23 protein-coding genes and 1 riboswitch are annotated in these 25,155 nt (G+C 63.7%); of the genes, 15 read left to right on the top strand and 8 right to left on the bottom strand.

Annotated elements, in window-relative coordinates; all coding sequences use genetic code 11:
- Window positions 1–418 precede the first annotated feature (418 nt).
- From NCS28_RS02050 to NCS28_RS02035, 4 genes are all read left to right on the top strand, one after another.
- Window positions 419–1,165: a c-type cytochrome gene (locus NCS28_RS02050; RefSeq protein WP_250512223.1), complete on the top strand. Its 747-nt coding sequence runs from the start codon at window positions 419–421 to the stop codon at window positions 1,163–1,165.
- A gap of 21 nt (window positions 1,166–1,186) precedes the next feature.
- Entirely contained in the window at window positions 1,187–2,485 is a 1,299-nt protein-coding gene (locus NCS28_RS02045) for a c-type cytochrome (protein ID WP_250512222.1), read from the top strand.
- 98 nt (window positions 2,486–2,583) lie between these two features.
- On the top strand, window positions 2,584–3,204 hold the full coding sequence (gene trhA, locus NCS28_RS02040; RefSeq protein ID WP_250512221.1) for a PAQR family membrane homeostasis protein TrhA: 621 nt from the start codon (window positions 2,584–2,586) through the stop codon (window positions 3,202–3,204).
- Between the two features lie 238 nt (window positions 3,205–3,442).
- Window positions 3,443–4,987, top strand: a complete 1,545-nt coding sequence (locus NCS28_RS02035; protein WP_250512220.1) for a DEAD/DEAH box helicase — start codon at window positions 3,443–3,445, stop codon at window positions 4,985–4,987.
- A gap of 78 nt (window positions 4,988–5,065) precedes the next feature.
- On the opposite strand, the gene NCS28_RS02030 is transcribed toward NCS28_RS02035, so the two are convergent.
- The 4 genes from NCS28_RS02030 to ggt form a co-directional block, all read right to left on the bottom strand.
- Window positions 5,066–5,578 (bottom strand): hypothetical protein, encoded by a 513-nt coding sequence (locus NCS28_RS02030; protein WP_250512219.1) that lies wholly within the window; start codon window positions 5,576–5,578, stop codon window positions 5,066–5,068.
- A gap of 38 nt (window positions 5,579–5,616) precedes the next feature.
- Entirely contained in the window at window positions 5,617–6,441 is an 825-nt protein-coding gene (locus tag NCS28_RS02025; protein WP_250512218.1) for a ferritin-like domain-containing protein, read from the bottom strand.
- A gap of 322 nt (window positions 6,442–6,763) precedes the next feature.
- Entirely contained in the window at window positions 6,764–8,116 is a 1,353-nt protein-coding gene (locus NCS28_RS02020; protein WP_250512217.1) for an MFS transporter, read from the bottom strand.
- 135 nt (window positions 8,117–8,251) lie between these two features.
- A complete protein-coding gene (gene ggt / locus NCS28_RS02015) occupies window positions 8,252–9,889 on the bottom strand; it encodes a gamma-glutamyltransferase (RefSeq protein ID WP_250512216.1) in 1,638 nt (545 codons plus the stop codon).
- Window positions 9,890–10,330: 441 nt separating this feature from the next.
- Between ggt and NCS28_RS02010 the strand changes: the two genes are divergently transcribed.
- The gene (locus tag NCS28_RS02010; RefSeq protein ID WP_250513033.1) at window positions 10,331–10,528 is read left to right on the top strand and encodes a hypothetical protein; all 198 of its coding nucleotides are present in this window, start codon (window positions 10,331–10,333) and stop codon (window positions 10,526–10,528) included.
- A gap of 80 nt (window positions 10,529–10,608) precedes the next feature.
- Here NCS28_RS02010 and NCS28_RS02005 read toward each other — a convergent pair whose 3' ends face one another.
- Window positions 10,609–10,992 (bottom strand): hypothetical protein, encoded by a 384-nt coding sequence (locus NCS28_RS02005; protein WP_250513032.1) that lies wholly within the window; start codon window positions 10,990–10,992, stop codon window positions 10,609–10,611.
- A 223-nt stretch (window positions 10,993–11,215) separates the two neighbouring features.
- Between NCS28_RS02005 and glpK the strand changes: the two genes are divergently transcribed.
- Both glpK and ribB read left to right on the top strand, forming a co-directional pair.
- Complete coding sequence (glpK, locus tag NCS28_RS02000) at window positions 11,216–12,712, top strand: glycerol kinase GlpK (RefSeq protein WP_250512215.1); 1,497 nt, start codon at window positions 11,216–11,218, stop codon at window positions 12,710–12,712.
- 112 nt (window positions 12,713–12,824) lie between these two features.
- Window positions 12,825–12,988, top strand: a riboswitch (FMN riboswitch).
- A gap of 152 nt (window positions 12,989–13,140) precedes the next feature.
- Window positions 13,141–13,875 carry a 3,4-dihydroxy-2-butanone-4-phosphate synthase gene (gene ribB, locus NCS28_RS01995; RefSeq protein WP_250512214.1) on the top strand — a complete coding sequence of 245 codons (735 nt, stop codon included), beginning with the start codon at window positions 13,141–13,143 and terminating at the stop codon, window positions 13,873–13,875.
- Between the two features lie 12 nt (window positions 13,876–13,887).
- Here ribB and NCS28_RS01990 read toward each other — a convergent pair whose 3' ends face one another.
- From NCS28_RS01990 to NCS28_RS01980, 3 genes are read right to left on the bottom strand one after another with little or no spacing between them, the layout of a single operon-like run.
- Window positions 13,888–14,574, bottom strand: a complete 687-nt coding sequence (locus NCS28_RS01990) for an HAD family hydrolase (RefSeq protein WP_250512213.1) — start codon at window positions 14,572–14,574, stop codon at window positions 13,888–13,890.
- Window positions 14,575–14,611: 37 nt separating this feature from the next.
- A complete protein-coding gene (locus tag NCS28_RS01985) occupies window positions 14,612–15,790 on the bottom strand; it encodes an MFS transporter (RefSeq protein WP_250512212.1) in 1,179 nt (392 codons plus the stop codon).
- A 12-nt stretch (window positions 15,791–15,802) separates the two neighbouring features.
- A complete protein-coding gene (locus tag NCS28_RS01980) occupies window positions 15,803–16,186 on the bottom strand; it encodes a VOC family protein (RefSeq protein WP_250512211.1) in 384 nt (127 codons plus the stop codon).
- Between the two features lie 111 nt (window positions 16,187–16,297).
- Here NCS28_RS01980 and NCS28_RS01975 point away from each other — a divergent pair, with 111 nt between their 5' ends.
- The 8 genes from NCS28_RS01975 to glyQ all read left to right on the top strand — a co-directional run bounded on the left by NCS28_RS01975 (window position 16,298) and on the right by glyQ (window position 25,150).
- The gene (locus NCS28_RS01975) at window positions 16,298–17,269 is read left to right on the top strand and encodes a LysR family transcriptional regulator (protein WP_250513031.1); all 972 of its coding nucleotides are present in this window, start codon (window positions 16,298–16,300) and stop codon (window positions 17,267–17,269) included.
- A gap of 113 nt (window positions 17,270–17,382) precedes the next feature.
- Window positions 17,383–18,744: a tRNA (N6-isopentenyl adenosine(37)-C2)-methylthiotransferase MiaB gene (gene miaB / locus NCS28_RS01970; RefSeq protein WP_250512210.1), complete on the top strand. Its 1,362-nt coding sequence runs from the start codon at window positions 17,383–17,385 to the stop codon at window positions 18,742–18,744.
- Between the two features lie 21 nt (window positions 18,745–18,765).
- Entirely contained in the window at window positions 18,766–19,884 is a 1,119-nt protein-coding gene (locus NCS28_RS01965; RefSeq protein ID WP_250512209.1) for a PhoH family protein, read from the top strand.
- On the top strand, window positions 19,881–20,345 hold the full coding sequence (gene ybeY / locus NCS28_RS01960; RefSeq protein WP_250512208.1) for an rRNA maturation RNase YbeY: 465 nt from the start codon (window positions 19,881–19,883) through the stop codon (window positions 20,343–20,345). Before NCS28_RS01965 ends, ybeY begins: the two co-directional genes overlap by 4 nt.
- Before the next feature lie 35 nt (window positions 20,346–20,380).
- Window positions 20,381–21,073, top strand: coding sequence for a gamma-glutamylcyclotransferase (locus tag NCS28_RS01955; RefSeq protein ID WP_250512207.1), 693 nt, complete (start codon window positions 20,381–20,383; stop codon window positions 21,071–21,073).
- A gap of 201 nt (window positions 21,074–21,274) precedes the next feature.
- Complete coding sequence (locus NCS28_RS01950; protein ID WP_250512206.1) at window positions 21,275–22,180, top strand: CorC family transporter; 906 nt, start codon at window positions 21,275–21,277, stop codon at window positions 22,178–22,180.
- 78 nt (window positions 22,181–22,258) lie between these two features.
- Window positions 22,259–23,926, top strand: a complete 1,668-nt coding sequence (gene lnt, locus NCS28_RS01945) for an apolipoprotein N-acyltransferase (protein WP_250512205.1) — start codon at window positions 22,259–22,261, stop codon at window positions 23,924–23,926.
- A gap of 195 nt (window positions 23,927–24,121) precedes the next feature.
- Window positions 24,122–25,150 (top strand): glycine--tRNA ligase subunit alpha, encoded by a 1,029-nt coding sequence (gene glyQ / locus NCS28_RS01940; RefSeq protein ID WP_250512204.1) that lies wholly within the window; start codon window positions 24,122–24,124, stop codon window positions 25,148–25,150.
- The last annotated feature ends 5 nt before the right edge of the window (window positions 25,151–25,155 follow it).

The raw sequence follows: 25,155 nt of genomic DNA, 5'->3' as shown, positions 1-25,155 counted from the left end.
ACGTGCATCGAAGGAAATCTGCGGAGTCTAAACGAACGTCTAGGTTGCAGCACAGCATCGAACGTCGACGAAACGCCTTGAATTTTCCCCGGGCGCTTCCGAAACTGCATGAAGCGCATCGGTCAGGCTCTCATGTCGAGTCGATTATTTGTCGAAACGCAATGGTCGACTCGTGCCTATTAAGTTCGTCGCGGGCGGTCAATAGCCGCGCGGCATATTGTCGCGAATGCGCCGCAGCGGGACTTAGAGCGAGATTGTGTCAAATAGTCATCATCATGCATCGATGATAGAATTCCGCGTCGCATCAGAGGCTCGTCGAGCCGCTGTGGCCGTGGTCCGCCACCCACCGCCCCCTGCGTGGCCGTGGTTCGCCACCTTCGCACCGAGCCGCACGAAGCTCGGCAGGTCCCCGAATTTCATGGAGTGTCGCGTGTTTTCAAGACGCATTTTTCGTCCGCTGCTCGCTATGGCTTTTGCCTCGGCTCTGGTAGGCAGCGCTGGCGTGTTCAGCTCCGCCGCGCAGGCGCAAAACCAGCCGATCGCACCGGACACGATGGCCGCGCGCGTGCAAGGCTGCACGGCGTGCCACGGCGTTCATGGTGAAGGCACGGACAACGACTACTTCCCGCGTCTTGCCGGCAAGCCTGCCGACTATCTGTACAACCAGCTCCAGAATTTCCGCGAAGGCCGGCGCAAGTACCCGCCGATGAACTACCTCGTCACGTATCTCTCGGACGATTACCTTCATCAGATCGCGACGTACTTCTCGAATCAGCGTCCGCCGTATCCGCCGCCCGCCAAGTCGAACGTCTCTGCATCGACGCTCGCGCGCGGCCAGCAGATCGTGCTGAACGGCGATGCATCGAAGAACATTCCCGCGTGCGCGGCTTGCCACGGCAAAGGCCTGACCGGCATGCAGCCGGCCATTCCGGGCCTCGTCGGCCTGCATTCGGACTACATCAGCGCGCAAGTCGGCGCATGGAAGTCGGGCACGCGTCACGCGAAGGCGCCCGATTGCATGCAGCAGATCGCCTCGCGCCTGACGGATGACGACGTGACCGCCGTCGCCGCCTGGCTGTCCACGCAACAAGCACCCGCCAACCCGGTGCCCGCGCCCGCTGGCTCGTTGAAGATGCCGCTCACGTGCGGCAGCGAACCGCAATAAGGCGTCTGGAGCGACAACATAATGAAACGCAAGTCCCTGTTCGCACTTTCCTCGGCTGTCGTGGTGGCAGCCGTCGCAGCCGGCGCCGTCCTCTGGTCGGGCGGCGACAATCTGCATTCGGGCGGCGCCATCGCGGCGACGCCGGCCGACAAGGCCGCGCTCATCAAGCAAGGCGAATACCTCGCGCGCGCCGGCGACTGTATCGCGTGCCACACGGTACGCGGCGGCAAGCAATTCGCGGGCGGCCTGCCGATGGCCACGCCGTTCGGCACGATGTTCACGCCGAACATCACCCCCGACGATCAATACGGCATCGGCAAGTGGACCTCGGACGACTTCTATCGCGCGATGCACACCGGCCGTTCGAAGGACGGCAGCCTGCTCTATCCCGGCTTCCCGTTCACGAGCTACACGAAGGTCACGCGCGCCGACTCGGACGCGATCTACGCATACCTGCGTTCCGTGCCGCCTGTTTCCGAGCCGAGCCGTCCGCATGAACTGCGCTTTCCGTTCAACAACCGCAACCTGCTGATCGGCTGGCGCACCCTCTTTTTCAGCGAAGGCGAGTACAAGCCGGATCCGACCAAGTCGGTCGAATGGAACCGCGGCGCGTATCTCGTCGAAGGCCTCGGCCATTGCGCCATGTGCCACACGTCGATCAACGCGATGGGCGGCCCGGTCAGCTCGGCGGCCTTCGCCGGCGGCCTGATCCCGCTGCAGAACTGGTATGCGCCGTCGCTCACGTCGAACAAGGAAGCGGGCCTCGGCGACTGGGATCTGAAGGACATCAACGATCTGTTAAAGACCGGCGTGTCGCAGCGCGGCGCCGTGTTCGGCCCGATGGCCGAAGTGGTCCACAACAGCCTGCAGTACATGACCGACGCGGACGTCAACGCGATCTCGACGTATCTCAAGTCGATCCCGCAGAAGAAGGAAGCGCCGGAAGTCATGCAACTCGAGACGTCGGAGAAATTTGGCGGCGAACTGCAGACGCTCGGCAAGAAGGTCTACACCGAGAACTGTGCGAAGTGCCATCAGGAAAACGGTCTCGGCAAGCCGCCGGCTTACCCTCCGCTCGCCAACAACCAGTCGATCCAGATGCCTTCGGCCGTCAACCCGATCCGCATGACCTTGAACGGCGGCTATCCGCCGAGCACGGAAGGCAACCCCATGCCGCACGGCATGCCGCCCTTCGCGCAGTCGCTGTCGGATACGGAAGTTGCCGCGGTCGTGACGTACATCCGTATGTCGTGGGGCAACCACGGCACGCCGGTGTCGCCGCAGCAGGTGAGCAATCTGCGTTCGGCGCCGCTCGACTAAGGTCCGCGGCGGCCATCCGCCAATAGAGCGTACAATACGCATTTGGGGCGCAGCCTTCGTAGTTGGGGCCGCGCCCCTTGTCTTTTGGCGGATCGATCATGCACGCAGGCGAGCGTTTCAACAGCATCAGCCACTTGGTCGGCGCATTGCTGTCGGTGGCGGGACTGGCGACGCTCGTCACGATGGGCGCACTCGACGGTGACGCGTACAAGGTCGTCAGTTTCGCGGTGTACGGCGCGATGCTCTGCGCGCTCTACATCATCTCGACGGTGTATCACTGCGTGCGCACGCCGCGCATGAAGGCGATACTGCAAAAGTGCGATCACTCGGCCATCTACTTGTTGATAGCCGGCAGCTACACGCCGTATACACTAGTGACCTTGCGTGGTCCCTGGGGCTGGTCCCTCTTCGGCGTGAGCTGGGGGCTTGCGGTGCTCGGCATCACGCAGGAACTGACGCTCGGGCGCCGAACCCGCAGCGTATCGATGGTGCTGTACGTGCTGATGGGATGGCTCGCGCTCGTAGCCATTCATCCGCTCGTGACGGCGCTGCCGCCCGCGGGAACCGCGTGGCTGGTGGCGGGCGGCGTCGTGTACACCGCAGGCATCTGGTTTTTCATCAACGACGAGCGCATTCGACACGGACACGGAATCTGGCATCTGTTCGTGCTCGCAGGCAGCCTGTGTCAGTTCGTGAGCGTCGCGCGCTACGTCGCGTGAGCATCGGCTGAAACGGATGCCGTCGCGTCGAAGTGTCCATCGATGCAACTTGGCGCCAGATGACGTGTCTTGATACACGTGGACCCTCGCGGCAACGTCCGGCGATCGCTGATCGCCGAATGGCCCGCCGCCCGATTTTTCTTCGAGCGACGCATATGCGCTCTGCCGGCCGAACCATGATTCGCCGCAGCCTGATTTGCATGCGCGCCGTTCGACACAACGAATAAGTATCCAATTTATGTCTTTTGATTCACTCGGTCTGTCGGAACCTCTGCTTCGCGCCGTCAACGAACTCGGCTATTCCAGTCCCACTCCCATCCAGCTTCAGGCGATTCCCGCCGTTCTGAAAGGCGGCGACCTGCTCGCGGGTGCGCAAACCGGCACGGGAAAGACCGCCGGCTTCACGCTGCCGATCCTCCAACGCCTGTCGCAACTCGCGCCCGCCACCGGCGGCGCGAAACGTCCGGTGCGCGCGCTGATCCTCACGCCGACGCGCGAACTCGCCGCGCAGGTGGAGGAAAGCGTCCGCGCGTACGGCAAGTACCTCAAGCTCAAGTCGACGGTGATGTTCGGCGGCGTCGGCATCAATCCGCAGATCGACGCGCTGCGCCGTGGCGTCGATATCGTCGTCGCGACGCCGGGACGTCTGCTCGATCACATGCAGCAAAAGACGATCGACGTTTCGCAACTCGAAATTCTCGTGCTCGACGAAGCCGATCGCATGCTCGACATGGGCTTCATCCACGACATCAAGCGCGTGCTCGCGCGCCTGCCGGCGAAGCGCCAGAACCTGCTGTTCTCGGCCACGTTCTCCGACGAGATCAAGGCGCTCGCGGATAGCCTGCTCGATTCGCCCGCGCTGATCGAAGTCGCGCGGCGCAATACGACGGCCGAGAAGGTCGAGCAGAAGATCTATCCGGTCGATCGCGATCGCAAGCGCGAACTGCTCACGCATCTAATCCGCGGCAACAACTGGTTCCAGGTGCTCGTCTTCACGCGCACGAAGCACGGCGCGAATCGTCTCGCCGAGCAATTGACGCGCGACGGCATCAGCGCACTCGCGATTCACGGCAACAAGAGCCAGTCGGCACGCACGCGCGCGCTCGCCGAATTCAAGGACCAGACGCTGCAAGTGCTGGTCGCGACCGATATCGCGGCGCGCGGCATCGACATCGATCAATTGCCGCACGTCGTCAACTTCGATCTGCCCAACGTGCCGGAAGATTACGTGCATCGCATCGGCCGCACGGGGCGCGCGGGCGCGGAAGGCGAAGCGGTGTCGCTGGTGTGCGTGGACGAGCATCAACTGCTGAAGGACATTGAGCGCCTCATCAAGCGGCCGATTCCGAGCGAAGTGATTCCCGGCTTCGAACCGGATCCGAACGCGAAGCCGGAGCCGATCCAGCGCCGCAGTCAGGGACGCGGTCAGGGACAAGGTCAGCCGCGCCAGAATCCGCGCAACGGCGAAGCACGTGCGAACGGCGAATCGCGTCCGAAGAGCGATGCGCGTCCGAACGGCGAAGCGCGGCGCAATGGCGAGGCGCGCCGCGAAGGCGGGCGTCCGGGCGGCGAGGCGCGTGGCGCGCGGCCGGCGAAAGCGAACAACGGCGGCGCTCAGCCTTCGCGCGAAGCGCGCAATCACAACAAACCGAACGTAAATGCGGCCCCGGCGCCGCGACATCAGGAGCAGGCACAGACAGGTCACGCCGCGAATGCGCGCAAACCGTCGGGCAATCCTGGCGCGCTGCTCGGCGGCCGGCGCGCTGCTCGGCGGCCGGCGTGATGCGTTGCGATCGGGCGATCGCAGTCGCTAAAACCTCGATGTAACTTAACGCGACGCTCCATGCGTCGCGTCGACATTTCAGGCGGCGGCGCTTGCCGCCCGCTTCAGCCATTCGAGTTGCTCGCGCCAGCGCGCGAGCGCCGATTGCGCATCGGTCAGTTCGAAGCCGATTCCGTTTGTGAGTCGCGCATATCCCACCCGCTGAATTTCACCGCTCTCGATCGTGCCGACGAAGCACGCCAGCGGCACATCGTCGAGCGGCACGCGGCGCGCATCCAGATGCACCTGATAGAACGCCTCGTCGCATACGAACACGAGTGTCGCGCGTCCGGCCGCGATAACGGCCTGCGCAGTCCGCGACGACGGCCAAAGCGCGAACGCCAGCGTGCGCGCATCGGGCGCGAGCAGTTCGCCCGCGCCGAGCAGCGCCGTTCGCACGCGATGCGCGCCATCGGCAGCGCACAGCGACGCGGTGAAACCGGCATCGGCGCCAGTGAGCGTACCGTCGAAAAGTGCGCGCAACTGAGGCGGCCACTCGTCGAAAACGGTATGCGAAGAGAGCGACGGCTGCGGCGCGTTGTGATCGGACATAGAAAGATGCCGGCTTTGAACCGGCATCGTCGAGCAGGTTAGCGGAAGAACAACTGTGTCATCTTCGAGAGCGGATAGTGCACGCCGGGTTGAATGCGCGCGGGCAAGTCGAGCGGCTTGAGCAGCATCTTGATGGCCTGATCCGCGGACAGATTGCGCCGCACGAGCGCATTCACGCGCGCGGAAAGTTCGCGGTTGTACTCGGCATCCTGGGCACGCTCGGGATAACGAACAGCGAACACATGCCGCAACGCAATCTCGGAATCCTCGCTCTTCAACTCCATCACGCGCCGCACGAGGGCGCCAAGCACGGCCATGCGGCCATTGCCTTCGATCTTGTTCCACTTCTTGAAGAAATGAAAAAAGTGCTTATAGTGCCGCACTTCGTCCGTGCGGATGTTGTCGGTGATCTCCTTCAGCACCGGCTCATCCGAACAATCGTTGATCGCCCGATAAAGCGTCGCGGTTCCCGTCTCGACGACGCAGCGCGCCACCATTTCGAGCGCGCGCTTCTTCTCGAACTCCTCGTAGGAGCACGTGAGCGAATATTCGGCAAAGAAATTCTTGAACGCGGTGTCCCAGTCGAACTCCGGCCAGACGTGATGAATGTATGTCTTGAGCGCCCGTCCGTGCTGCATCTCCTCGGGTTCCCACTCGTTGTTCAGCCACGCCGAAATCTCGGGATCGTCGTGAAAATACTTGCTGAGATTGCTCGTATAAAGATCGGTGCCGCTTTCGATGAACGAGCAGGCGCACAACAACAAGAGAAGATGCTCGTTGGATGCCGCCTTCTGACGATCGATCCGCGTGAGGTCGATGTCTTCGATGCGCCAAGGCATCACGTGTGTACTGTCTGTATGCATATATCGCGCTCCCAGGCTGGACTGAACGCGCCATCGGCCGACAAGAACGGCCGAGGTTCAGGCGACGCCGTGAACGGTTCGGTCCTGGCGTCCTCAACTTAAAAGTGATAGCGGCTGTTTTCCATCTTAGCCGCCCTGCATCGAGTTTGCAGACATGGGGACAGACTCGCGCGCGGCGCGCCGGTTCCGTGCGTGCTGAATTCTTACAACCTTTTGGGCGAACGGCAGCGGATATGCCGCAGAGCATGAAACGTGCCGAACCTGTGTGGAATTGATGGCGGGCTGCTGAATGCAGACGCGCCGATTTTTCACGCGCGCGTGGTTACACCGCGCGTCGGGCCACGTGCATGCGCCAGGCGACGATCGCCAGCGAAATCCCCGACAGCACGGCGGCCAGCAACACGTAGTAACTCGGCGCGAGCTTGTCGCCGGTGACGTGGATGAACGCCTCGACGATCGTCGGCGCGAAGCCGCCGAACAGCGTGACACCGAGCGCATAACCGATCGACAAGCCGGTCGAGCGCACGCGCGTCGGAAAAATCTCCGACATGAGCGCGGGCATCGGGCCGGAATACGCGGCCTTCAGAATGCCCGCGACGGATTGCAGCACGACGAGCGACGCAACTGTCGGATGCGCCTGCAGCCACGCAAACATCGGATAAATCGTCACGCCCATGAAGATAGACGTGGCGAGCATGATGCGGATGCGCCCGAGCCGATCCGAGAGCGCGCCCATCAGCGGCGAGAAAATGAACTGAAGTCCGCCGTTGAGCACCACAACGGCGAACGACGCCGTCGCAGGAAGATGCAACTGCTTGACTGCGTACATCGGCATATAGAGTTGCAAGACGTACACGCCGACCGTCGATTGCGCCACGATGCCCACGGCGAGCAGCAGATTCAGCCATTGATTCGAGAACGAGATGCCGGGGGCGCTTGCGTTCCTGTCGGCGGCACGCGTCGCGAGAAACTCCGGCGTTTCGTCCAGATGCGAGCGGATGTAGTAGCCGACCGGACCGACAAGCAGACCGAAAACGAACGGAATGCGCCAGCCCCAGCTTTCGAGTTGCGGCTGCGGCAGCCAGGCGCTCAAAACCGAGCCGAACGCGGCGGCCATGATCGCGGCGAGCCCCTGACTTGCAAACTGCCAGCTCGCGTAATAGCCACGCCGCGCTTCGCTGTGCTCGACCATGAAGGCGGTCGCGCTGCCGAACTCGCCGCCGACCGCAAAGCCTTGAACCAGCCGTGCGAGCAAAATCAGCAGCGGTGCCGCGACACCGATGTGCTGATACGAAGGCATCACGGCCATTGTGAGCGTGCCGACCATCATCAGCAAAATGGCGAGTGTCAGCGCGGCCTTGCGCCCTTTGCGGTCACCGTAGACGCCGAGCACGATCGCGCCTAGCGGTCGCATCAGGAACGAAATGCCGAACGTGCCGATGGCCAGCATGGTCGAAAGCCATTCATCGTTCGACGGAAAGAACGCCTTCGCGATGACTGTCGCGAAGTAGCCGTAGACAAGGAAGTCGAACCACTCGAGCGCGTTGCCGATCGACGACGAGAACACGATGCGGCGGATCATCGCCTTCGATGGCGCTGCTTTGGGCGCGGGCGTTTCGGCATTCGCGGCCGCGACGCCTTGAGTATCAGGCGCTCCATACACTCGTTCGTTCATGATTGCTCCCCCTGCTTATCTGATGTGGTTTCGCCGGACACGGGCGTGCGCGTCCCTGTCGCCTGCGAAAATGCAGCGAACGATGCGTTTTTTATGAACGGGAGACCGCCTTGGCGGCCTGCCTCCCGGGCGACGTCAGAACCCTGCTGCGAGTCCGTCGCGACGGCTGTCGCTCGCCGCGACATATCCACGCTCGGGATCGTTGCGGTCGAGCTTCCAGATGTATTGGCCCGAGCCGAAGTCCATGTACGGATCGTCGACGGACTTGATCGTGTGGCCGAGGCCTTCGAGCGCACGCGCGGTTTCGAGATCGAGCGTGGCCTCGATGTCGATCGTGAAATCGCGATTCACCTTCCAGCGCGGGGCGTCGCACGCGGCCTGCGGCTGCTGGCCGTAGTCGAGCATGCGTACGATGGATTGCAGATGGCCTTGCGGCTGCATGTCGCCGCCCATCACGCCGAAGCTCATGACGGCTTCGCGGGTGCCATCGACTTCCTGCGTGAGGAATGCCGGAATGATCGTGTGGAACGGACGCTTGCCGCCCTCGACGACGTTCGCGGACTTCGGATCCATCGAAAATCCGCAGCCGCGGTTCTGCAGCGCGATGCCCGTGTCGGGCACGACCACGCCCGAGCCGAAGCCCATGTAATTCGACTGGATGAAGCTCACCATCATGCCGCGCTCGTCGGCGACCGACATGTAGATGGTTCCGCCCGCCTTCGGCATGCCGAAGTCGAACTGCGTCGCCTTCGACGGATCGATCAGCTTCGCGCGTTCCGCGAGATAAGCGTCGTCGAGCATCTGCTCGGGCGTAACGTCCATCGAGCGCGGATCCGCGACATAGCGATAGACGTCGGCGAAGGCGAGCTTCATCGCCTCGATCTGCAGATGCTGCGACTCGATTCGATCGACGGTCAGCGCATTCACATCGAACTTGTCGAGAATACCGAGCGCGATCAGCGCCGCGATGCCCTGACCGTTCGGCGGAATCTCGTGCACCGTGTAGCCGCGGTAGTCCTTGCTGATCGGCTCGACCCAGTCCGCGCGATAGTTGCGCAGGTCGTTCATTGTCAGCGCCGCGCCGCCCTCGCGTGCGAACGTGGCAACGCGTTCGGCGATCTCGCCCTCGTAGAACGCGCGCGGACCGTGTTGCGCCAGCAGGCGCAGCGTTTTCGCGTGACCGGGCAAGCGCACGAGTTCGCTCACTTCAGGCGCGCGGCCGCGCGGCATGAACACATCCGCGAAGCCGGGCTGATCCTTCAACTCCGGCACCGCTGCCGCCCACTTGTACGCGACGATGCTTGCCACCGCATGCCCGCGCTCTGCGATTTCGATGGCCGGTTCCATCAGATCCGCGAAGGGCAGCGAGCCGAACTTCGTGTGCAGCGCCTCCCAGCCGGCGATGACGCCCGGCACCGTCACCGCATCCCAGCCGCGCTTGGGCTGGCGCGCGAGACCGTTCTCCTCGCCGTACTTGCGCCGGAAATAGTCGACATTCCACGCCGCCGGCGACACGCCCGATGCGTTCAGACCGTGCAGCTTCTGGCCGTCCCAGACGAGCGCGAAGGCATCGCCACCCAGCCCGCATGACACGGGTTCGACGACTGTGATGGCGGCCGCCGCTGCAATCGCTGCGTCGACGGCATTGCCGCCCTTCCAGAGCATGCGCAGCCCGGCTTGCGCGGCTAGAGGATGAGACGTCGAAACGATGTTACGGGCGAACACCGGCAGGCGCGGCGTGGGATATGGGTTTTGCCAGTTGAAGCGAGTCATTGAATGAAGTCCGAAATTCGAGCGGGCAGAACGTGCCGGGCGATTCTTTTGGCCGGCCGTGCAAAGGAGGAATATTGCATTGTCCGCTTAATCCAAAACAAATTCATTTATCGTATAAATTAATGAGCAACGTGCATGAATCCATTGCGCTCGCTTTGCGCCCGCGCTTGTGTGCGCTGCCGCACGAAGTTCAAGTCGATTCTCCGAATTCGCGCCAGCGATGGACCGCTTCCACCACCACAAAAAGTCAAAGCCAAAATTTTCAACGTGAGTTTGGCACTTGTCAGACGCTTGCCTACAATCCCAATTCCCGGCATCCGCAGTACAAAATCCGCGCGTTTGCCCGGCGGTTTTTCAGTTTCCCCGTACAACGTTTCGAAGCAAAAAGATCCGGCTTACAAAGCCGGCTGCTTATGCCGTTCGGTCGTCATGGAGAACACAATGCTGAGTCCGCACGAATTTGCCACGCTGCTACTGGTTCAAGAAGCGCCCAATCAGGTCGACATGGAACGCGAGGAACTCGACGCTCTGCTCGAACGTCAGCTCGTTCAACTCGAAAATCTCGCATCTGGACGTCAACAATGGCGCCTCACGGCCACCGGCGATTCCACCGTCAAAGCTTTCAAGCGTTTTTCGTAGCTAGCACGCGTAGCAGGACTCGCGGCGCGGCCCACGGCCGCGTCCGTTTCACCTCCTCCCGCACCTCTCATCAAGTTAATTCAGCCGGCACGCAGCGTCGGATCGACTGCGGCACGCCAGCTCAGCGCCTGTGCGCGCTGATCCAGAAAGAAGCTCGCCCATGCGCTCTGCGCATCGGGGCCGGGATTCGCCCGATAGCTGCTATAACGCTCCGCGATCGCCGTCTGGAAAGCGCAGAAACGCTCCCTCGATAACCCGCCGCGCCGCTCGGCCACATAGGCGTCGTAGAAGGTCGAGTAGACCGATTGCGCGTCCGCGCCGTAATCGACCGGGGACGACGTCCCGCACATGCCCTGCAGCGCATCGAACGAGGGCGCGCCCATCGTTCCGTCCAAATTGGGTGTTCCCACGCAGCCCGCCAACAACGCCGCACTCAGCACGCCTGAAACCCACAGCATCCGCATCGCACTCACCTTCGATCGATTTCGTGACGCCAGTATCGGACGAACGGAACCGTCGCGCCACTCGGCCGAACGGCATAGGCCAATCGACGTTCGAGCGAGGCATGTCGCGCGGCTTATGCCATTCGGCCAGGTTGTCCGCGTGGCCTCGCTCCGATAGATTGCGCAAACGGACATCGGCTGGCAGTGCACGGCGCGTCGATGCCGGCTCAAATCGGAGAAGACCATGCAGGATCAGTACGTTCTCGCGCTCGACCAGGGCACGACCAGTTCACGCGCCATGTTGTTCGATAGAAACGGCAACGTCGTGTCCGTGGCGCAGAAGGAGTTTCAGCAGCTTTATCCGCAAGCGGGCTGGGTCGAACACGATCCGCAGGAAATCTGGTCGACGCAGGCAGGCGTCGCCGCCGAAGCCGTCACGCGCGCCGGCGCGCGCGCTTCATCGATCGCGGCGGTAGGCATCACGAATCAGCGGGAAACCACCATCGTCTGGGACCGCCAGACGGGCAAGCCGATCTACAACGCGATCGTCTGGCAGGACCGTCGCACGGCCGGCTTCTGCGACGAACTCAAGTCGCGCGGCCTCGAAGCCATGGTGCGGGCGAAGACCGGCCTGCCCATCGACGCGTATTTCTCCGCGACGAAGATCCGCTGGATTCTCGACAACATCGAAGGCGCCCGCGACAAGGCGAAGCAAGGACGGCTCGCGTTCGGCACCGTCGATAGCTGGCTCGTGTGGAATTTCACGCGGCAAAGCCTGCATATCACGGACGTCACGAACGCATCGCGCACCATGCTCTTCAACATCCATGAGCGGCGCTGGGACGACGAACTGCTCGACGCGCTCGACATACCGCGCAGCATGCTGCCGGAAGTGCGTATATCGTCCGAGGTATATGGCACGACGCAAGGCACGGTGTTCGCCGCGGACGTGCCGCTCGCGTCGCTTGCCGGCGATCAGCACGCGGCCCTCTTCGGACAGATGTGCACGGATTCCGGCATGGTGAAGAACACCTATGGCACCGGCTGCTTTCTCGTCATGAATACGGGCGACAAGCCGATCGAGTCGCGCAATAACCTCGTCACGACGATCGCCTGGCAGATCGGCGATCAGGTCACTTATGCGCTCGAAGGCAGCATCTTCATCGCGGGCGCGGTCGTGCAATGGCTGCGCGATGGCCTCGGCCTCATTCGCCACGCAAGCGAAGTCGAGGCGCTCGCGCGTGGCGTCCCGCATAGCGACGGCGTCTATCTCGTGCCCGCGTTCGCCGGGCTCGGCGCGCCGCACTGGAACGCGCGCGCACGCGGCACGCTCTTCGGCGTCACGCGCGGCACGACATCGAGTCATATCGCGCGCGCGGCGCTCGATTCGATCGCGTATCAGTCGCTCGACGTGCTCAAGGCGATGCAAGCGGACTCGGGCATGCGCATCGGCGAATTGCGCGTGGATGGCGGCGCCTGCGCGAACAATCTGCTGATGCAATTTCAGGCGGACATCCTCGGCGTCGACGTCGCGCGGCCGCGCATCGCGGAAACGACGGCGCTCGGCGCGGCATATCTCGCGGGGCTCGCGGTCGGCTATTGGAAGGATGTCGACGAACTCAAGGCGCAATGGCAACTGGAGCGCCGGTTCAGCCCGTCGAAGCCGCAACCGGAGATCGAGTCCTGTCTCGCCGGATGGCAACGCGCGGTGAGCGCAGCGAAAACATGGGCAGACAACTAATGAGCCGCACCGCCGATGTCGTTTTACGGAACGTCCCGCCATGCGGCGGTGCAAAAATCCGCGGCGTGCGGTATCCTGAAAAAACCGTCGAGCTTCCGACCGGCGGCACTCAGTACGTCTTCAGGGCGGGGTGCAATTCCCCACCGGCGGTATGTGGCGAGGCTTCGCGGCCAGACCACGAGCCCGCGAGCGCCCGCGCCGGCAACATGCGTGGGGTCAGCAGATCTGGTGAAAAGCCAGAGCCGACGGTCACAGTCCGGATGAGAGAAGATGTGCAGATAGTCACGTCCGTTCCCCCAAGGCGATTCTCGCATCGCGCCGAACCGGACGACGCCGCGCCTTCGGGCGTGTCGCCGCGGGGTGTCGTTCTGTCTGTTTGCAATGCCCTGAAACGTTTTTCGCCTAATTTCTCCGCGAGAGCGTTTCACATGTCCCAGACCCAAGCTACCAGCCTGTCGTTTGCCGCACCCGCCGTCATCGCCGACGACGCCTTTGCCGACCTTCCTCAACTCGCCTCGTTCGACGTTCCGCCGCGCATCGCCGCTGCGCTCGACGCCATGCGCGAAGGCCGCCCCGTCGTACTTCAGGACGATGACGATCGCGAGAACGAAGCCGATCTGATCGTCGCCGCCGAAAAGCTCACCGACGCCACCATGGCCCTTCTGATCCGCGAATGCAGCGGCATCGTGTGCCTGTGCTTGCCCGACGACAAAGTGCGCGCGCTCGAACTTCCGCCGATGGCCGCCGCCAACGGCAGCCGCTACGGCACCGCGTTCACGGTGTCGATTGAAGCGCGCGAAGGCGTGACTACGGGGGTATCGGCGGCGGATCGCGTGACGACGATCCGCGCGGCCATCGCCGATCATGCGAAGCCGGGCGATATCGTCCGGCCCGGCCACGTCTTCCCGTTGCGCGCAATGCCGGGCGGCGTGCTCGCGCGGCGCGGGCACACGGAAGGCACCATCGATCTGGCGATTCTCGCGGGCCTCAAGCCCGCCGGCGTGCTGTGCGAATTGATGAATCCCGACGGCACGATGACGCGCGGCGAGCAAGTCGAGCGCTTCGCACGGGAACATCGCCTGCCGATGCTGACCATCGCGGAGCTCGTCGAATTCCGCACGACGCTTGCAGCAACTCGCGAGACCGTCGAAGAAACGGCCTGAGTCGCCAGGCGCTCAGGACAGCACGTCGCCGAAATCCCCGCGTACGCCAGCCGCGACGAGCGCGGGAAGTTCGTCCATGTGCTCCATGATCCGCGTGATGCCGGTTTCGCGCAGCACCTGCGCGTAGCCGGACGGAATATGGCTCGCGCCGACGAACGCGATGGTCTTCATGCCCGCCGCGCGCGCCGCCGTCAGTCCGGCGACGCTGTCTTCCACGACGAGGCAGCGCTCGGGCGCGACATCTAGCGTGCGCGCCGCGAGCAGGTAGACATCGGGATAGGGCTTCGGCCGCTCGACCTGCTGCGCACTGAACACGCGAGCGCCGACAAGTTCGTCCAGACCCGCGCGCCGCACCGACGCGCGCACGCGCTCCAGACGGCTGTTCGACACCACCGCGACCGGCAAGCCGCACGCTTGCAGCGCGGCGCGCACGCCGGCGATCGGTCCGACCGAGCGCGCGAGTTCCACCGCGACGCGCGCCTCGATCGTGTTGACGAAATCCGGCGGCATCACGATGCCGAACTTCGTCTCCAGATGAGTCAGGAAGCGCGAGGTCTGCTGTCCGAAAGCCGTCTTGACGGCCGGTTTGAAGTCGATGCCGGGAAACGTCTCGGTCAGGACGTCCAGCATCACGCGATCCGCGATGACTTCGCTATCGACGAGCACGCCGTCGCAATCGCAGATGAGATGATCGATCATGTTGGCTCGAATTACGTTGAGCCAACATGATAAGCGTTCAGCAAGCATCGGCTGCTTTTACTTCGGATGTAATGCGGGGCGAATCCAGCCGCGCGGCGAGCCACGTCACCGCGAGGGCAGCGAGGGCGACCGCCGCGGCCGCCCACGGAAGCGCATCGAGACCGTGACCGTGCGTCAGCACCGCGCCGCCGAGCCACGCACCGCCCGCATTGCCGACGTTGAACGCGCCGATATTGAGCGTCGATGCCAGATTCGGCGCGTCCTTCGCCTTCTCGACGACGCGCGCCTGCAACGGCGGCACCGTCGCGAACGCCGCGATGCCCCACACGAAAATCGTGACGATCGCGCCGATCTGACTGTGGCTCGTCTTCGCGAACACGGCCATGACGATCGCGAGGGCGAACAGAATGCCCATCAGCGAGGGCATCAGCGCGCGGTCGGCGAGCTTGCCGCCGATCGTATTGCCGATCGTGAGCCCAGCGCCGAACAACACCAGAATCAGCGTGACGGCGCGCGGCGAGAAACCGCCGACCTGTTCCAGAATCGGCGCGATATAGGTGAACACGACGAACACGCTGCCGAAGCCGAGCACGGTCATCATGAGCGCGAGCCAGACCTGGCCGTCGCGCAGCACGCGCACTTCGCGCCCGAGTCCGCTCGGCGCGGAATCGTGGCGATTCGGCACGAGCGCGGTCACGCCGAGCGCGGAAAGCACGCCCAGCCCGGCGACGATCCAAAATGTCGCGCGCCAGCCCAGCTCCTGGCCGATGAACGTCCCGAACGGCACGCCCAGCACGTTTGCGAGCGTGAGCCCGGTGAACATTAGCGCGATGGCGCTTGCGCGCTTGTCCGCCGGCACGAGCGACGCGGCCACGACCGCGCCGATGCCGAAGAACGAGCCGTGCGCGAACGACGTCACGACGCGCGCGAGCATCAACAGTCCATAGCCCGGCGCGACCGCGCACAGCACGTTGCCGACGATAAACACGAGCATGAGCAGTTGCAGCGCGAGCTTGCGCGGCAGCTTGCTCGTCAGCACGGCGAGCAGCGGCGCGCCGACCGCGACGCCGAGCGCGTAACCGGTGACGAGCAGGCCCGCCGACGGAATCGACACGGAAAGATCGTGCGCGACGTTGGGCAGCAAGCCCATGATGACGAACTCCGTCGTGCCGATGGCGAAAGCGCTGATCGCCAGCGCAAGGAGGGGAAGAGGCATGGTGACTCCAGTTCAGAATTGAGCGGTCACGAATTCGACGACCACGCCTCGCGCCAGCCGCACGAAGAGCTGAAGCTCGCGGGCGAGCGGCACTTCGGCGAATTGGTAGGCATAGCCGTGGCAATCGAGACGTTCGAGCAAGGCGCGCCACTCGACTTCGTTGTCGATGCGCAGCGCCAGATGGTCGATTCGTGTCGCGCTTGGCCGCTCGGCGGGACGCAAATCCGCGACACCCGAGGCGATCAGATGCACCGCCGGCCGCGCATCGAGATAAAGCCAGTAACCGCTGGCGCCGAACGGCGGCCGCTGCCCGACTCGCATCCCGGCGATATCGACGAAAAAGCGCATGAACGCATCGCAATCGGGCGCGACGAGAGTGGCGTGGTCGAGTTGCATGACGCGAACGCTCCTTAAGGGTTAACGCTGGGCCGCATTTTGCGAGCAATGCGCTGCTTTGATAATTGGTCTACGCTTTGAATCATTGTCAAACGAGATTTGAAAATGACTATGGATCGGCTCGGCGACATGCGCCTTTTCGTGGAAGCGGCGGCTGCGGGCAGCCTCTCGGCGGCGGGGCGTAAGCTCGGACTGTCGCCGGCCGCGGCGAGCGCGCGGCTCATCAAGCTGGAAAAAGCGCTGCACACGCGGCTCTTCGAGCGCACGACGCGGCAATTGCGCGTCACCGACGAAGGCCGCCTGTATCTGCAGCACTGCCGGATCGCGCTACAGGCGATCGACGACGCCGAAGCCGCGCTGCAAGCCGGTCAGAACGTCGTGCGCGGCAAGGTGCGCATCTCGGCGACGTCGAATTTCGGACGCTCGATGCTGCGCGGCTGGATCGACGAATTCAGCGCGCTGCATCCGGACGTACGGTTCGCGCTGACGCTGTCGGACTCCGTGTCGAATCTGCTTCAGGAAGAGATCGATCTCGCGATTCGTTTCGGCGCGCCGCCGGACAGCGGACTGGCCGCTCGTGCGCTCGCGCCGAATCGGCGCGTGCTATGCGCGTCGCCCGACTATCTCACGCGCAAGGGCGAGCCGAAAACGCCCGCCGAGTTGGTGGGTCACGATTTCGTCGTCGTGGTGACGGCAAGCGGGCCGCTCAACGAGCTCGCGTTCGTGCGCGGCGACGAGCGCTACGCGTACACGATTCCGCTCCCCGACGCCTGGGAAACCAACGACGGCGCGATGACCCGCGCGTGGGCGCTCGCGGGCCACGGCATCGCGCATAAATCGATCTGGGATATCGCCGCCGACGTTCGCGCCGGCACGCTGAAGATGGTGCTGCCCGACTGGTGCACGCACGAGGCCGCCGTCCACGCCCTCTTCCACGCGAACCGCTACATGGCGCCGCGCGTGCGCGTGCTGCTGGATTTTTTGGTCGAGCGCTTCGAGAAAACGACGCATGAACTGCTCGGCGATCTGGCGTATCCGCCCGAGCCGCGCCTGTCACGTCAGGAATGGCCGTCGGCGCTATAATATCGGGCTAAATTACAGCAAGAAGCGGGCAGATCGCTGTAGAAGTCCGCGAAAACTCCCTCAATTACTTTGACCAGCGCCCCCAGATCAACCACTGCGACCGGCGACGATTCATGACCAAGAAAGTTTATGTAAAGACCTTTGGCTGCCAGATGAACGAGTACGACTCCGACAAAATGGTCGACGTACTCGGCGCCGCTGAAGGACTCATCAAGACGGACACGCCCGAAGACGCGGACGTCATCCTGTTCAACACGTGCTCGGTGCGCGAAAAGGCCCAGGAGAAAGTCTTCTCCGATCTCGGCCGCGTGCGCGAGCTGAAGGAAGCGAACCCGAATCTGCTGATCGGCGTCGGCGGTTGCGTCGCGAGCCAGGAAGGCGCGTCGATCGTCGCGCGCGCGCCGTATGTCGATCTCGTGTTCGGCCCGCAGACGCTGCATCGCCTGCCCGCGATGATCGATCAGCGTCGCGCCACCGGCCGCGCGCAAGTCGACATCACGTTCCCGGAAATCGAGAAGTTCGATCATCTGCCGCCCGCGCGCGTCGATGGTCCGAGCGCGTTCGTGTCGATCATGGAAGGCTGCTCGAAGTATTGCAGCTATTGCGTCGTGCCCTACACGCGCGGCGAGGAAGTCTCGCGCCCGCTCGACGACGTGCTCACCGAGATCGCCGGCCTCGCCGATCAGGGCGTGCGCGAAGTCACGCTGCTCGGCCAGAACGTGAACGCATATCGTGGCGCGCTGACGCTCGGCTCGCACGACATCGCGGATTTCGCGACGCTCATCGAGTACGTCGCGGAGGTGCCGGGCATCGAACGCATTCGCTATACGACTTCACATCCGAAGGAATTCACGCAGCGCCTCATCGACACTTACGCGAAGGTGCCGAAGCTCGTCTCGCATCTGCATTTGCCTGTGCAGCACGGCTCGGATCGCATTCTGATGGCGATGAAGCGCGGCTACACCGTGCTCGAATACAAGTCGGTCATCCGCAAACTTCGCGCGATTCGTCCGGATCTGTCGCTGTCGACGGACTTCATCGTCGGCTTCCCTGGCGAGACCGAAGACGATTTCAACAAGATGATGGCGCTCGTCGACGAGATGAGCTACGACACGAGCTTTTCGTTCATTTACAGCCCGCGCCCCGGCACGCCGGCCGCGAACCTGCATGACGACACACCGCGCGAAGTGAAGTTGAAGCGTCTGCAACATCTGCAGGCGACCATCGAGGAAAACGTGCAGCGCATCAGCGCGTCGATGGTCGGCCGGGTCGAGCGTATTCTCGTCGAGCGGCCCGCGCGCAAGGATCCGAACGAGCTCGCCGGACGCACGCAGAACAACCGCGTCGTCAACTTCCCCGCGCCGGCCGAATCGCACGCGCGACTGATCGGTCAGATGATCGACGTGAAGATCGTGCACGCGTATCCGCATTCGCTGCGCGGCGAACTCATCATGGCGCCCGAGCTGACGCACTAAAGAAAGGAACTCAAGTTCACCTTGAAGAACGCTCCTACGCAGCATCTGGAATTCACCGCACCGCGCGACGACAACGCGCGGCTCGCCAACCTCTGCGGCCCGCTCGACGAAAATCTGCGGCAGATCGAGCAGGCGCTCGACGTGACGCTTTCGCGGCGCGGCCACAAGATCGCGATTCGCGGCCGTGGCGCGAAAGTCGCGCTCGCGGCGCTCGAAAACTTCTATAACCGCGCGCGCGACCCGATTTCCGTCGACGACATTCAGCTCGCGCTCGTCGAGGCGCGCCATGCGACGCGCCGCGCGAAGGATGCGCGCGAGGCCAACGGCGAAGAAGGCGAAGTCGATCCACGTTTTCGTGGCGATCCCGATCATCCGTTCGATGAACCGAGCGCGACGATCGATCTCGGCGAAGACGAGGACCACGGCCCGAAGCTCTACACGCGCCGGGCCGATTTGCGCGGCCGCACGCCGGCGCAGCGCGAGTATCTGAAGCAGATCATCGCGCACGACGTGACGTTCGGCATCGGGCCGGCGGGCACGGGCAAGACGTATCTCGCGGTCGCGTGCGCGGTCGATGCGCTCGAACGCGATCAGGTGAAGCGCATCGTGCTGACGCGGCCGGCCGTCGAAGCGGGCGAGCGGCTCGGTTTCCTGCCGGGCGATCTCGCGCAGAAGGTCGATCCGTATTTGCGTCCGCTTTATGACGCGCTATACGATCTGCTCGGCTTCGACAAGACGGCGAAGATGTTCGAGCGCCAGATGATCGAGATCGCGCCGCTCGCGTACATGCGCGGGCGCACGCTGAATCACGCGTTCATCATTCTGGACGAGGCACAGAACACCACGCCCGAGCAGATGAAGATGTTCCTCACGCGTATCGGCTTCGGCTCGAAGGCGGTCGTCACCGGCGACACGACGCAGGTCGATTTGCCGCGCGGCCACAAGAGCGGGCTGATCGAGGCGCAGCATGTGCTGTCGGAAGTGCGCGGCATCGCGATCACGCACTTCACGTCGGCGGATGTGGTGCGGCATCCGCTCGTCGCGCGTATCGTCGAGGCTTACGACGCGCAATCGCAGAAAGATGCGGCAATCGCCGAGGCCGCGCGCGTCGCTCAGCAGTCGCAGCAAAAGCCCGAATGAAGCCGCGCCTCACCTTGACCATGCAGTTCCCCGCCGCGAAAGCGTACCCGTCGCACAAGGCGATCCTGCCGCGCGCGACGGTCGCGCGCTGGACCAAGGCAGCGCTTTTCGCCGATGCCGAGCTGACCGTGCGCTTCGTCGACGAGGACGAAGGCCGGATGCTCAATCGCACGTATCGGCAGAAGGATTACGCGACGAACGTGCTCACGTTCGCGTACGCGGAGTCGGAGGACGATCCCGTCGCGGGCGATCTGATTCTGTGCTGCCCGGTCGTCGAGCGCGAGGCGGACGAACAGGGCAAGCCGCTTGCCGCGCATTATGCGCATCTGATCGTCCACGGCACGCTCCATGCGCAGGGCTACGACCACGAGGTCGAGAGCGAGGCGCAAGAGATGGAATCCATCGAGACGGATATCATGCAGTCTCTGGGATTTTCCGATCCCTACGTGCCTTTGACCTGAAGCCGGTCCGATGTCCCCGATGTGTTGAAAGCGCCGTGAACGACAAGACGCCCGAACCCGCGCAACCCGCACCTTCCGAAGCCGAACCGACGCCCGCGCCCTGCCCGGACTATCCGCCCGCGCTCGGTGAATCCGCGCTGCTGACGGACGAAGAGCTGGCCGCGTCGCGCGACGCGGCGCTCGTTCATTGGGACCGGAAGTCGGATTTGTGGCTGTTCGGTTACGGCTCGCTGATCTGGAATCCCGGCTTGCCGACGCTCGAAGCCGTGCGCGGCAAGGTGCATGGCTATCATCGCGGGCTTTATCTGTGGTCGCGCGTGAATCGCGGCACGCCGGAACAGCCTGGCCTCGTACTGGCGCTCGATCGCGGCGGCTCGTGCACCGGCATGGCGTTCAGGCTCGCGGGCGCCGATGCGACCGAGCATCTTCAGGTTTTATGGCGACGCGAAATGGCGATGGCGTCGTACCGGCCGGCGTGGCTGCCCTGCACGCTCGCGGACGGACGGCGCGTGGAGGCGCTTGCGTTCGTGATGCGCCGGGATGCGACTTCCTATACCGGCAAACTCGCCGATCCGGTCGTGCGCACCGTGCTCGGCTGCGCGAGCGGCCGCTATGGCACGACGCTGGATTACGTCGCCCGGACCGTCGAGGCGCTGCGCGAAAGCGGTATGCCGGATCGCGCGCTCGAAGCGCTGTTGAAGCGCTGTCAGGCGCAGGGGAATAAATGACGCGCGTGCTTTTCGCATCCGTATGATTTTCTTGATGCGCATCGTCCGTTCGGCTAACGCTCGCGGCTGGACATACTTCTCGCATATTTATCGGCTAGCATGGCTCCTGACATGCCCGCAGCACCACGCAGCCCCCGTTTTACCTTGGTGTATGCTTGAACTTCCGCTAACCTGCGCCCGGGAACTCCCGGGCGCTCCGCTATGAACGAACCTTATCCCAGTCGACGCCACACCGACAAACCGCCGGAAAAGCGCTCTCTTCTCGAACGCCTGACCGATTTCATCTCGCACGAGCCCGAATCGCGCGACGAACTTCTCGAAGTGCTGCAGGACGCGCACGAGCGCAACCTGCTCGACGCCGATTCGCTCTCGATGATCGAAGGCGTCTTTCAGGTGTCCGATCTCTGCGCGCGCGACATCATGGTTCCGCGCGCCCAGATGGACGCCATCAACATCGCGGAAACGCCCGCCGAATTCATCCCCTTCGTGCTCGACAAGGCGCACTCGCGCTATCCCGTGTACGAAGGCAATCGCGACAACATCATCGGCGTGCTGCTCGCGAAAGATCTGCTGCGTTACTACGCCGAAGAGGAATTCGACGTGCGCGGCATGCTGCGCCCCGCCGTGTTCATCCCCGAATCGAAGCGCCTGAACGTGCTGCTGCACGACTTTCGCGTGAACCGCAATCACATCGCGATCGTCGTCGACGAATACGGCGGCGTGGCGGGCCTCATCACGATCGAAGACGTGCTCGAGCAGATCGTCGGCGACATCGAGGACGAATACGATTTCGACGAAGAAGCCGGCAATATCATCGCGACGCCGGACGGCAAGTATCGCGTGCGCGCGCTGACCGGCATCGAACAGTTCAACGAGGAATTCGGCACCGATTACTCCGACGACGAAGTCGATACCATCGGCGGCCTCGTCACGCATCGCTTCGGGCGCGTGCCGCATCGCGGCGAGAAAGTGCGCATCGACGATTTCGCGTTCGAGATTCTGCGCGGCGACGCCCGGCAGATTCACGTTCTCCTCGTGCGGCGCGTGCCGAATCTCGCGCAGCAACATCATCACGCGGGCGACGACGAAGACGACTTGCGCGACTAAGCGCAACGCGGGCGCCGGAGCGAATCCGCGCCCGCCATCAACCCTTCGCCCGCCTCCGTTTCATCTCGACCGTCATCAATGGCCGATTCATCGTTTCGCTTCCTCTCCCGTCAACGCGACGCGTCGGCCGTCTCCGAGTCGCCGCGCGCATTGCCGTTCTGGCATTACCTCGTCGCCGCGGTGCTCGGCGCCGTCAATACGCTTTCCTTCGCGCCGACGCCGCACGGCGGCTGGATCGAGCTCGTCATCTTCGGGCTGTTTTTCGCGTGGCTCACGGGCACCGGCAACTGGCGCAGCGCCGCCGCGACCGGCTGGGCGTTCGGCTTCGGCAACTTCGTGACGGGCGTGTGGTGGCTCTACGTGAGCATGCACGTCTACGGTGGCATGGCCGCGCCGCTCGCCGCGGCGGCCGTCGCACTGTTTTCACTGTACCTCGCGATTTATCCGGCGCTGTCGAGCGTGGTCTGGTCGCTGGTCGCGGGCCGCGCGCGCTTCGGCGATGAAGACAGCGCGACCGCACGCGACATCGACGCCTCGCCGCGCTTTGCCCCGACGTGGCACGGCGCGTTTGCGTTCGCGAGCGCGTGGGCGCTCGGCGAATGGCTGCGCGGACTCGTGTTCACGGGCTTTCCCTGGCTCGCGAGCGGCTATGCGCAAGTCGACGGACCGTTCAAGGGCTTCGGCGCGATCGTCGGCGTGTACGGCGTCGGCTGGGTGCTCGCGCTCGTCTCCGCGCTGATCGTGCAGGCCGCCTATCAATTTCGAAAGACGCGGCGGCTCGCGTTCGCACCGGGCATCGCGGCCATCGCGCTGATCGTCGCGGGCATGCTGCTGTCGCTCGTCGAATGGACGACGCCCGCCAACGCGCCGCTCGACGTGCGTCTCCTGCAAGGCAACGTGAAGCAGGAGATGAAGTTCGAGCAGGCCGGCGTCGACGAATCGCTTGCGCTCTACCGGCGGCTCATCACCGAAAAGCCGGCCGATCTGATCGTCACACCGGAAACCGCGCTGCCCGTTCTGTCCGTGCAGATTCCTCAAGACTTCGCCGTCGCGATCCGAAACTTCGCGGACGACACGAACTCGTCGATTCTCTTCGGCGCGATCGGCGTCACGATTCTCCCCGACGGCCGCGCGACCGATTACACCAACAGTCTCTTCGGCGTTACGCCGCACGTGAACGGCGTGTATCGCTACGACAAGCATCATCTCGTGCCCTTCGGCGAATTCGTGCCGCTCGGCTTTCACTGGTTCGTGCGCATGATGGGCATTCCGCTCGGCGATCTCGCGCGCGGGCCGATCGCGCAGAAGGCGTTCATCGTGCACAACCAGCCGGTCGCCGTCGATATCTGCTACGAGGACATCTTCGGCGAAGAGATCGCGCACACGATCCGCGAGCAGGAAACGCCCGCGGGCATTCTCGTCAACTCGACGAATCTCGCGTGGTTCGGCAATACCATCGCGCTCGATCAGCATCTTCAGATCGCGCGCATGCGATCGATCGAAACCGGCCGGCCGATGCTACGCGCCACCAACACCGGCATGACGGCGGCGATCGCGGCGAACGGCGATGTCGTGTCGAAGCTGCCGACCTTCACGACCGGCGTGCTCGAAGCGCGCGTGCAGGGAACGTCGGGCACCACGCCGTATGTGACGAGCGGGAACATGACGGTGATCGCGGTGTCGCTGATTCTGCTGGCATTCGCGTTTGCGTTCGCGCCGAACCGGAAACGGTCGGGCACGCGCTGAACGCCGACTGAAACGAAGCCGCATCGCGCCACGCGATGCGGCCCGCGTGTCCGTTCCCGCGGGCGCATCGATTCCCAAAAAGCCGCACCCGCCCTCCCGTTCGGCTAAAATTCCACGTTTCAGCACTTTGACCGAGCCTCCGAGTCGCGTCGTCACGACGTTGGCCGCGCCGCGTCCGCCCCGCAAAAGGCAATCATGCTCACATTCCAGCAAATCATTCTGACGCTGCAGTCCTACTGGAACGAGAAGGGCTGCGCGCTCCTCCAGCCGATCGACATGGAAGTCGGCGCGGGCACCTCGCACGTTCACACGTTCCTGCGCGCGATCGGCCCCGAGCCATGGCGCGCCGCCTACGTTCAACCGTCGCGCCGCCCGAAGGACGGCCGCTACGGTGAGAACCCGAACCGCCTGCAGCACTACTATCAGTATCAGGTCGTGCTGAAGCCCGCGCCTGAAGACATCCTTGATCTGTACCTCGGCTCGCTCGAAGCGCTCGGCTTCGATCTGAAGCAGAACGACGTGCGCTTCGTCGAGGACGACTGGGAGAACCCGACGCTCGGCGCGTGGGGCCTCGGCTGGGAAGTGTGGCTCAACGGCATGGAAGTGACGCAGTTCACGTACTTCCAGCAGGCGGGCGGCATCGATTGCAAGCCGGTGCTCGGCGAAATCACCTACGGTCTCGAACGTCTCGCGATGTATCTGCAGAAGGTCGAGAACGTATACGACCTCATCTGGACCGAATGGGAAGAAGACGGCCCGAACGGCCGTGTGCTGCGTCAACTGACCTACGGCGACGTGTATCACCAGAACGAAGTCGAACAGTCCACGTATAACTTCGAGCACGCGAACGTCGATCTGCTCTTCACCTTCTTCAAGAGCTACGAAGAAGAAGCGAAGAAGATGATCGATGCGAAGCTCGCCCTGCCCGCGTATGAACTCGTGCTGAAGGCGGGCCACACGTTCAATCTGCTCGATGCACGCGGCGCCATTTCAGTGACGGAGCGCGCAGCGTATATCGGCCGCATCCGTGCGCTGTCGCGCCTCGTCGCGCAGGCCTACTACGACTCGCGCGAAGCGCTCGGCTTCCCGATGCTCGGCAACCCGGTGAAAGGCGATCGCGATCTCGTCACCGACGAGCAGGAAGCGCAGCGTCCCGCATGGGCGCCGCCGCTTAAAGCCGAAAGCACGCCGCCGGGCGAACGCAGCAACAACGAACAGGTTTGACGAGG

The organism is Caballeronia sp. INDeC2 (genome assembly GCF_023631325.1).
In the GTDB taxonomy this organism is placed as follows: Bacteria; Pseudomonadota; Gammaproteobacteria; order Burkholderiales; family Burkholderiaceae; genus Caballeronia.
The sequence above is the reverse complement of the archived record's forward strand: the minus strand, read 5'-3'. Positions and strand labels throughout refer to the sequence as shown.

Coding starts and splice junctions, on each gene's coding strand:
- ribB (WP_250512214.1), top strand. CDS start 13,141: ATGTCCCAGACCCAAGCTACCAGCCTGTCGTTTGCCGCACCCGCCGTC.
- NCS28_RS01975 (WP_250513031.1), top strand. CDS start 16,298: ATGGATCGGCTCGGCGACATGCGCCTTTTCGTGGAAGCGGCGGCTGCG.
- NCS28_RS02045 (WP_250512222.1), top strand. CDS start 1,187: ATGAAACGCAAGTCCCTGTTCGCACTTTCCTCGGCTGTCGTGGTGGCA.
- trhA (WP_250512221.1), top strand. CDS start 2,584: ATGCACGCAGGCGAGCGTTTCAACAGCATCAGCCACTTGGTCGGCGCA.
- NCS28_RS02020 (WP_250512217.1), bottom strand. CDS start 8,116: ATGAACGAACGAGTGTATGGAGCGCCTGATACTCAAGGCGTCGCGGCC.
- NCS28_RS02025 (WP_250512218.1), bottom strand. CDS start 6,441: ATGCATACAGACAGTACACACGTGATGCCTTGGCGCATCGAAGACATC.
- NCS28_RS02010 (WP_250513033.1), top strand. CDS start 10,331: ATGCTGAGTCCGCACGAATTTGCCACGCTGCTACTGGTTCAAGAAGCG.
- glyQ (WP_250512204.1), top strand. CDS start 24,122: ATGCTCACATTCCAGCAAATCATTCTGACGCTGCAGTCCTACTGGAAC.
- glpK (WP_250512215.1), top strand. CDS start 11,216: ATGCAGGATCAGTACGTTCTCGCGCTCGACCAGGGCACGACCAGTTCA.
- NCS28_RS02030 (WP_250512219.1), bottom strand. CDS start 5,578: ATGTCCGATCACAACGCGCCGCAGCCGTCGCTCTCTTCGCATACCGTT.
- miaB (WP_250512210.1), top strand. CDS start 17,383: ATGACCAAGAAAGTTTATGTAAAGACCTTTGGCTGCCAGATGAACGAG.
- lnt (WP_250512205.1), top strand. CDS start 22,259: ATGGCCGATTCATCGTTTCGCTTCCTCTCCCGTCAACGCGACGCGTCG.
- ggt (WP_250512216.1), bottom strand. CDS start 9,889: ATGACTCGCTTCAACTGGCAAAACCCATATCCCACGCCGCGCCTGCCG.
- NCS28_RS01985 (WP_250512212.1), bottom strand. CDS start 15,790: ATGCCTCTTCCCCTCCTTGCGCTGGCGATCAGCGCTTTCGCCATCGGC.
- NCS28_RS01980 (WP_250512211.1), bottom strand. CDS start 16,186: ATGCAACTCGACCACGCCACTCTCGTCGCGCCCGATTGCGATGCGTTC.
- NCS28_RS02050 (WP_250512223.1), top strand. CDS start 419: ATGGAGTGTCGCGTGTTTTCAAGACGCATTTTTCGTCCGCTGCTCGCT.
- NCS28_RS02035 (WP_250512220.1), top strand. CDS start 3,443: ATGTCTTTTGATTCACTCGGTCTGTCGGAACCTCTGCTTCGCGCCGTC.
- NCS28_RS01990 (WP_250512213.1), bottom strand. CDS start 14,574: ATGATCGATCATCTCATCTGCGATTGCGACGGCGTGCTCGTCGATAGC.
- NCS28_RS02005 (WP_250513032.1), bottom strand. CDS start 10,992: ATGCGGATGCTGTGGGTTTCAGGCGTGCTGAGTGCGGCGTTGTTGGCG.
- ybeY (WP_250512208.1), top strand. CDS start 19,881: ATGAAGCCGCGCCTCACCTTGACCATGCAGTTCCCCGCCGCGAAAGCG.
- NCS28_RS01950 (WP_250512206.1), top strand. CDS start 21,275: ATGAACGAACCTTATCCCAGTCGACGCCACACCGACAAACCGCCGGAA.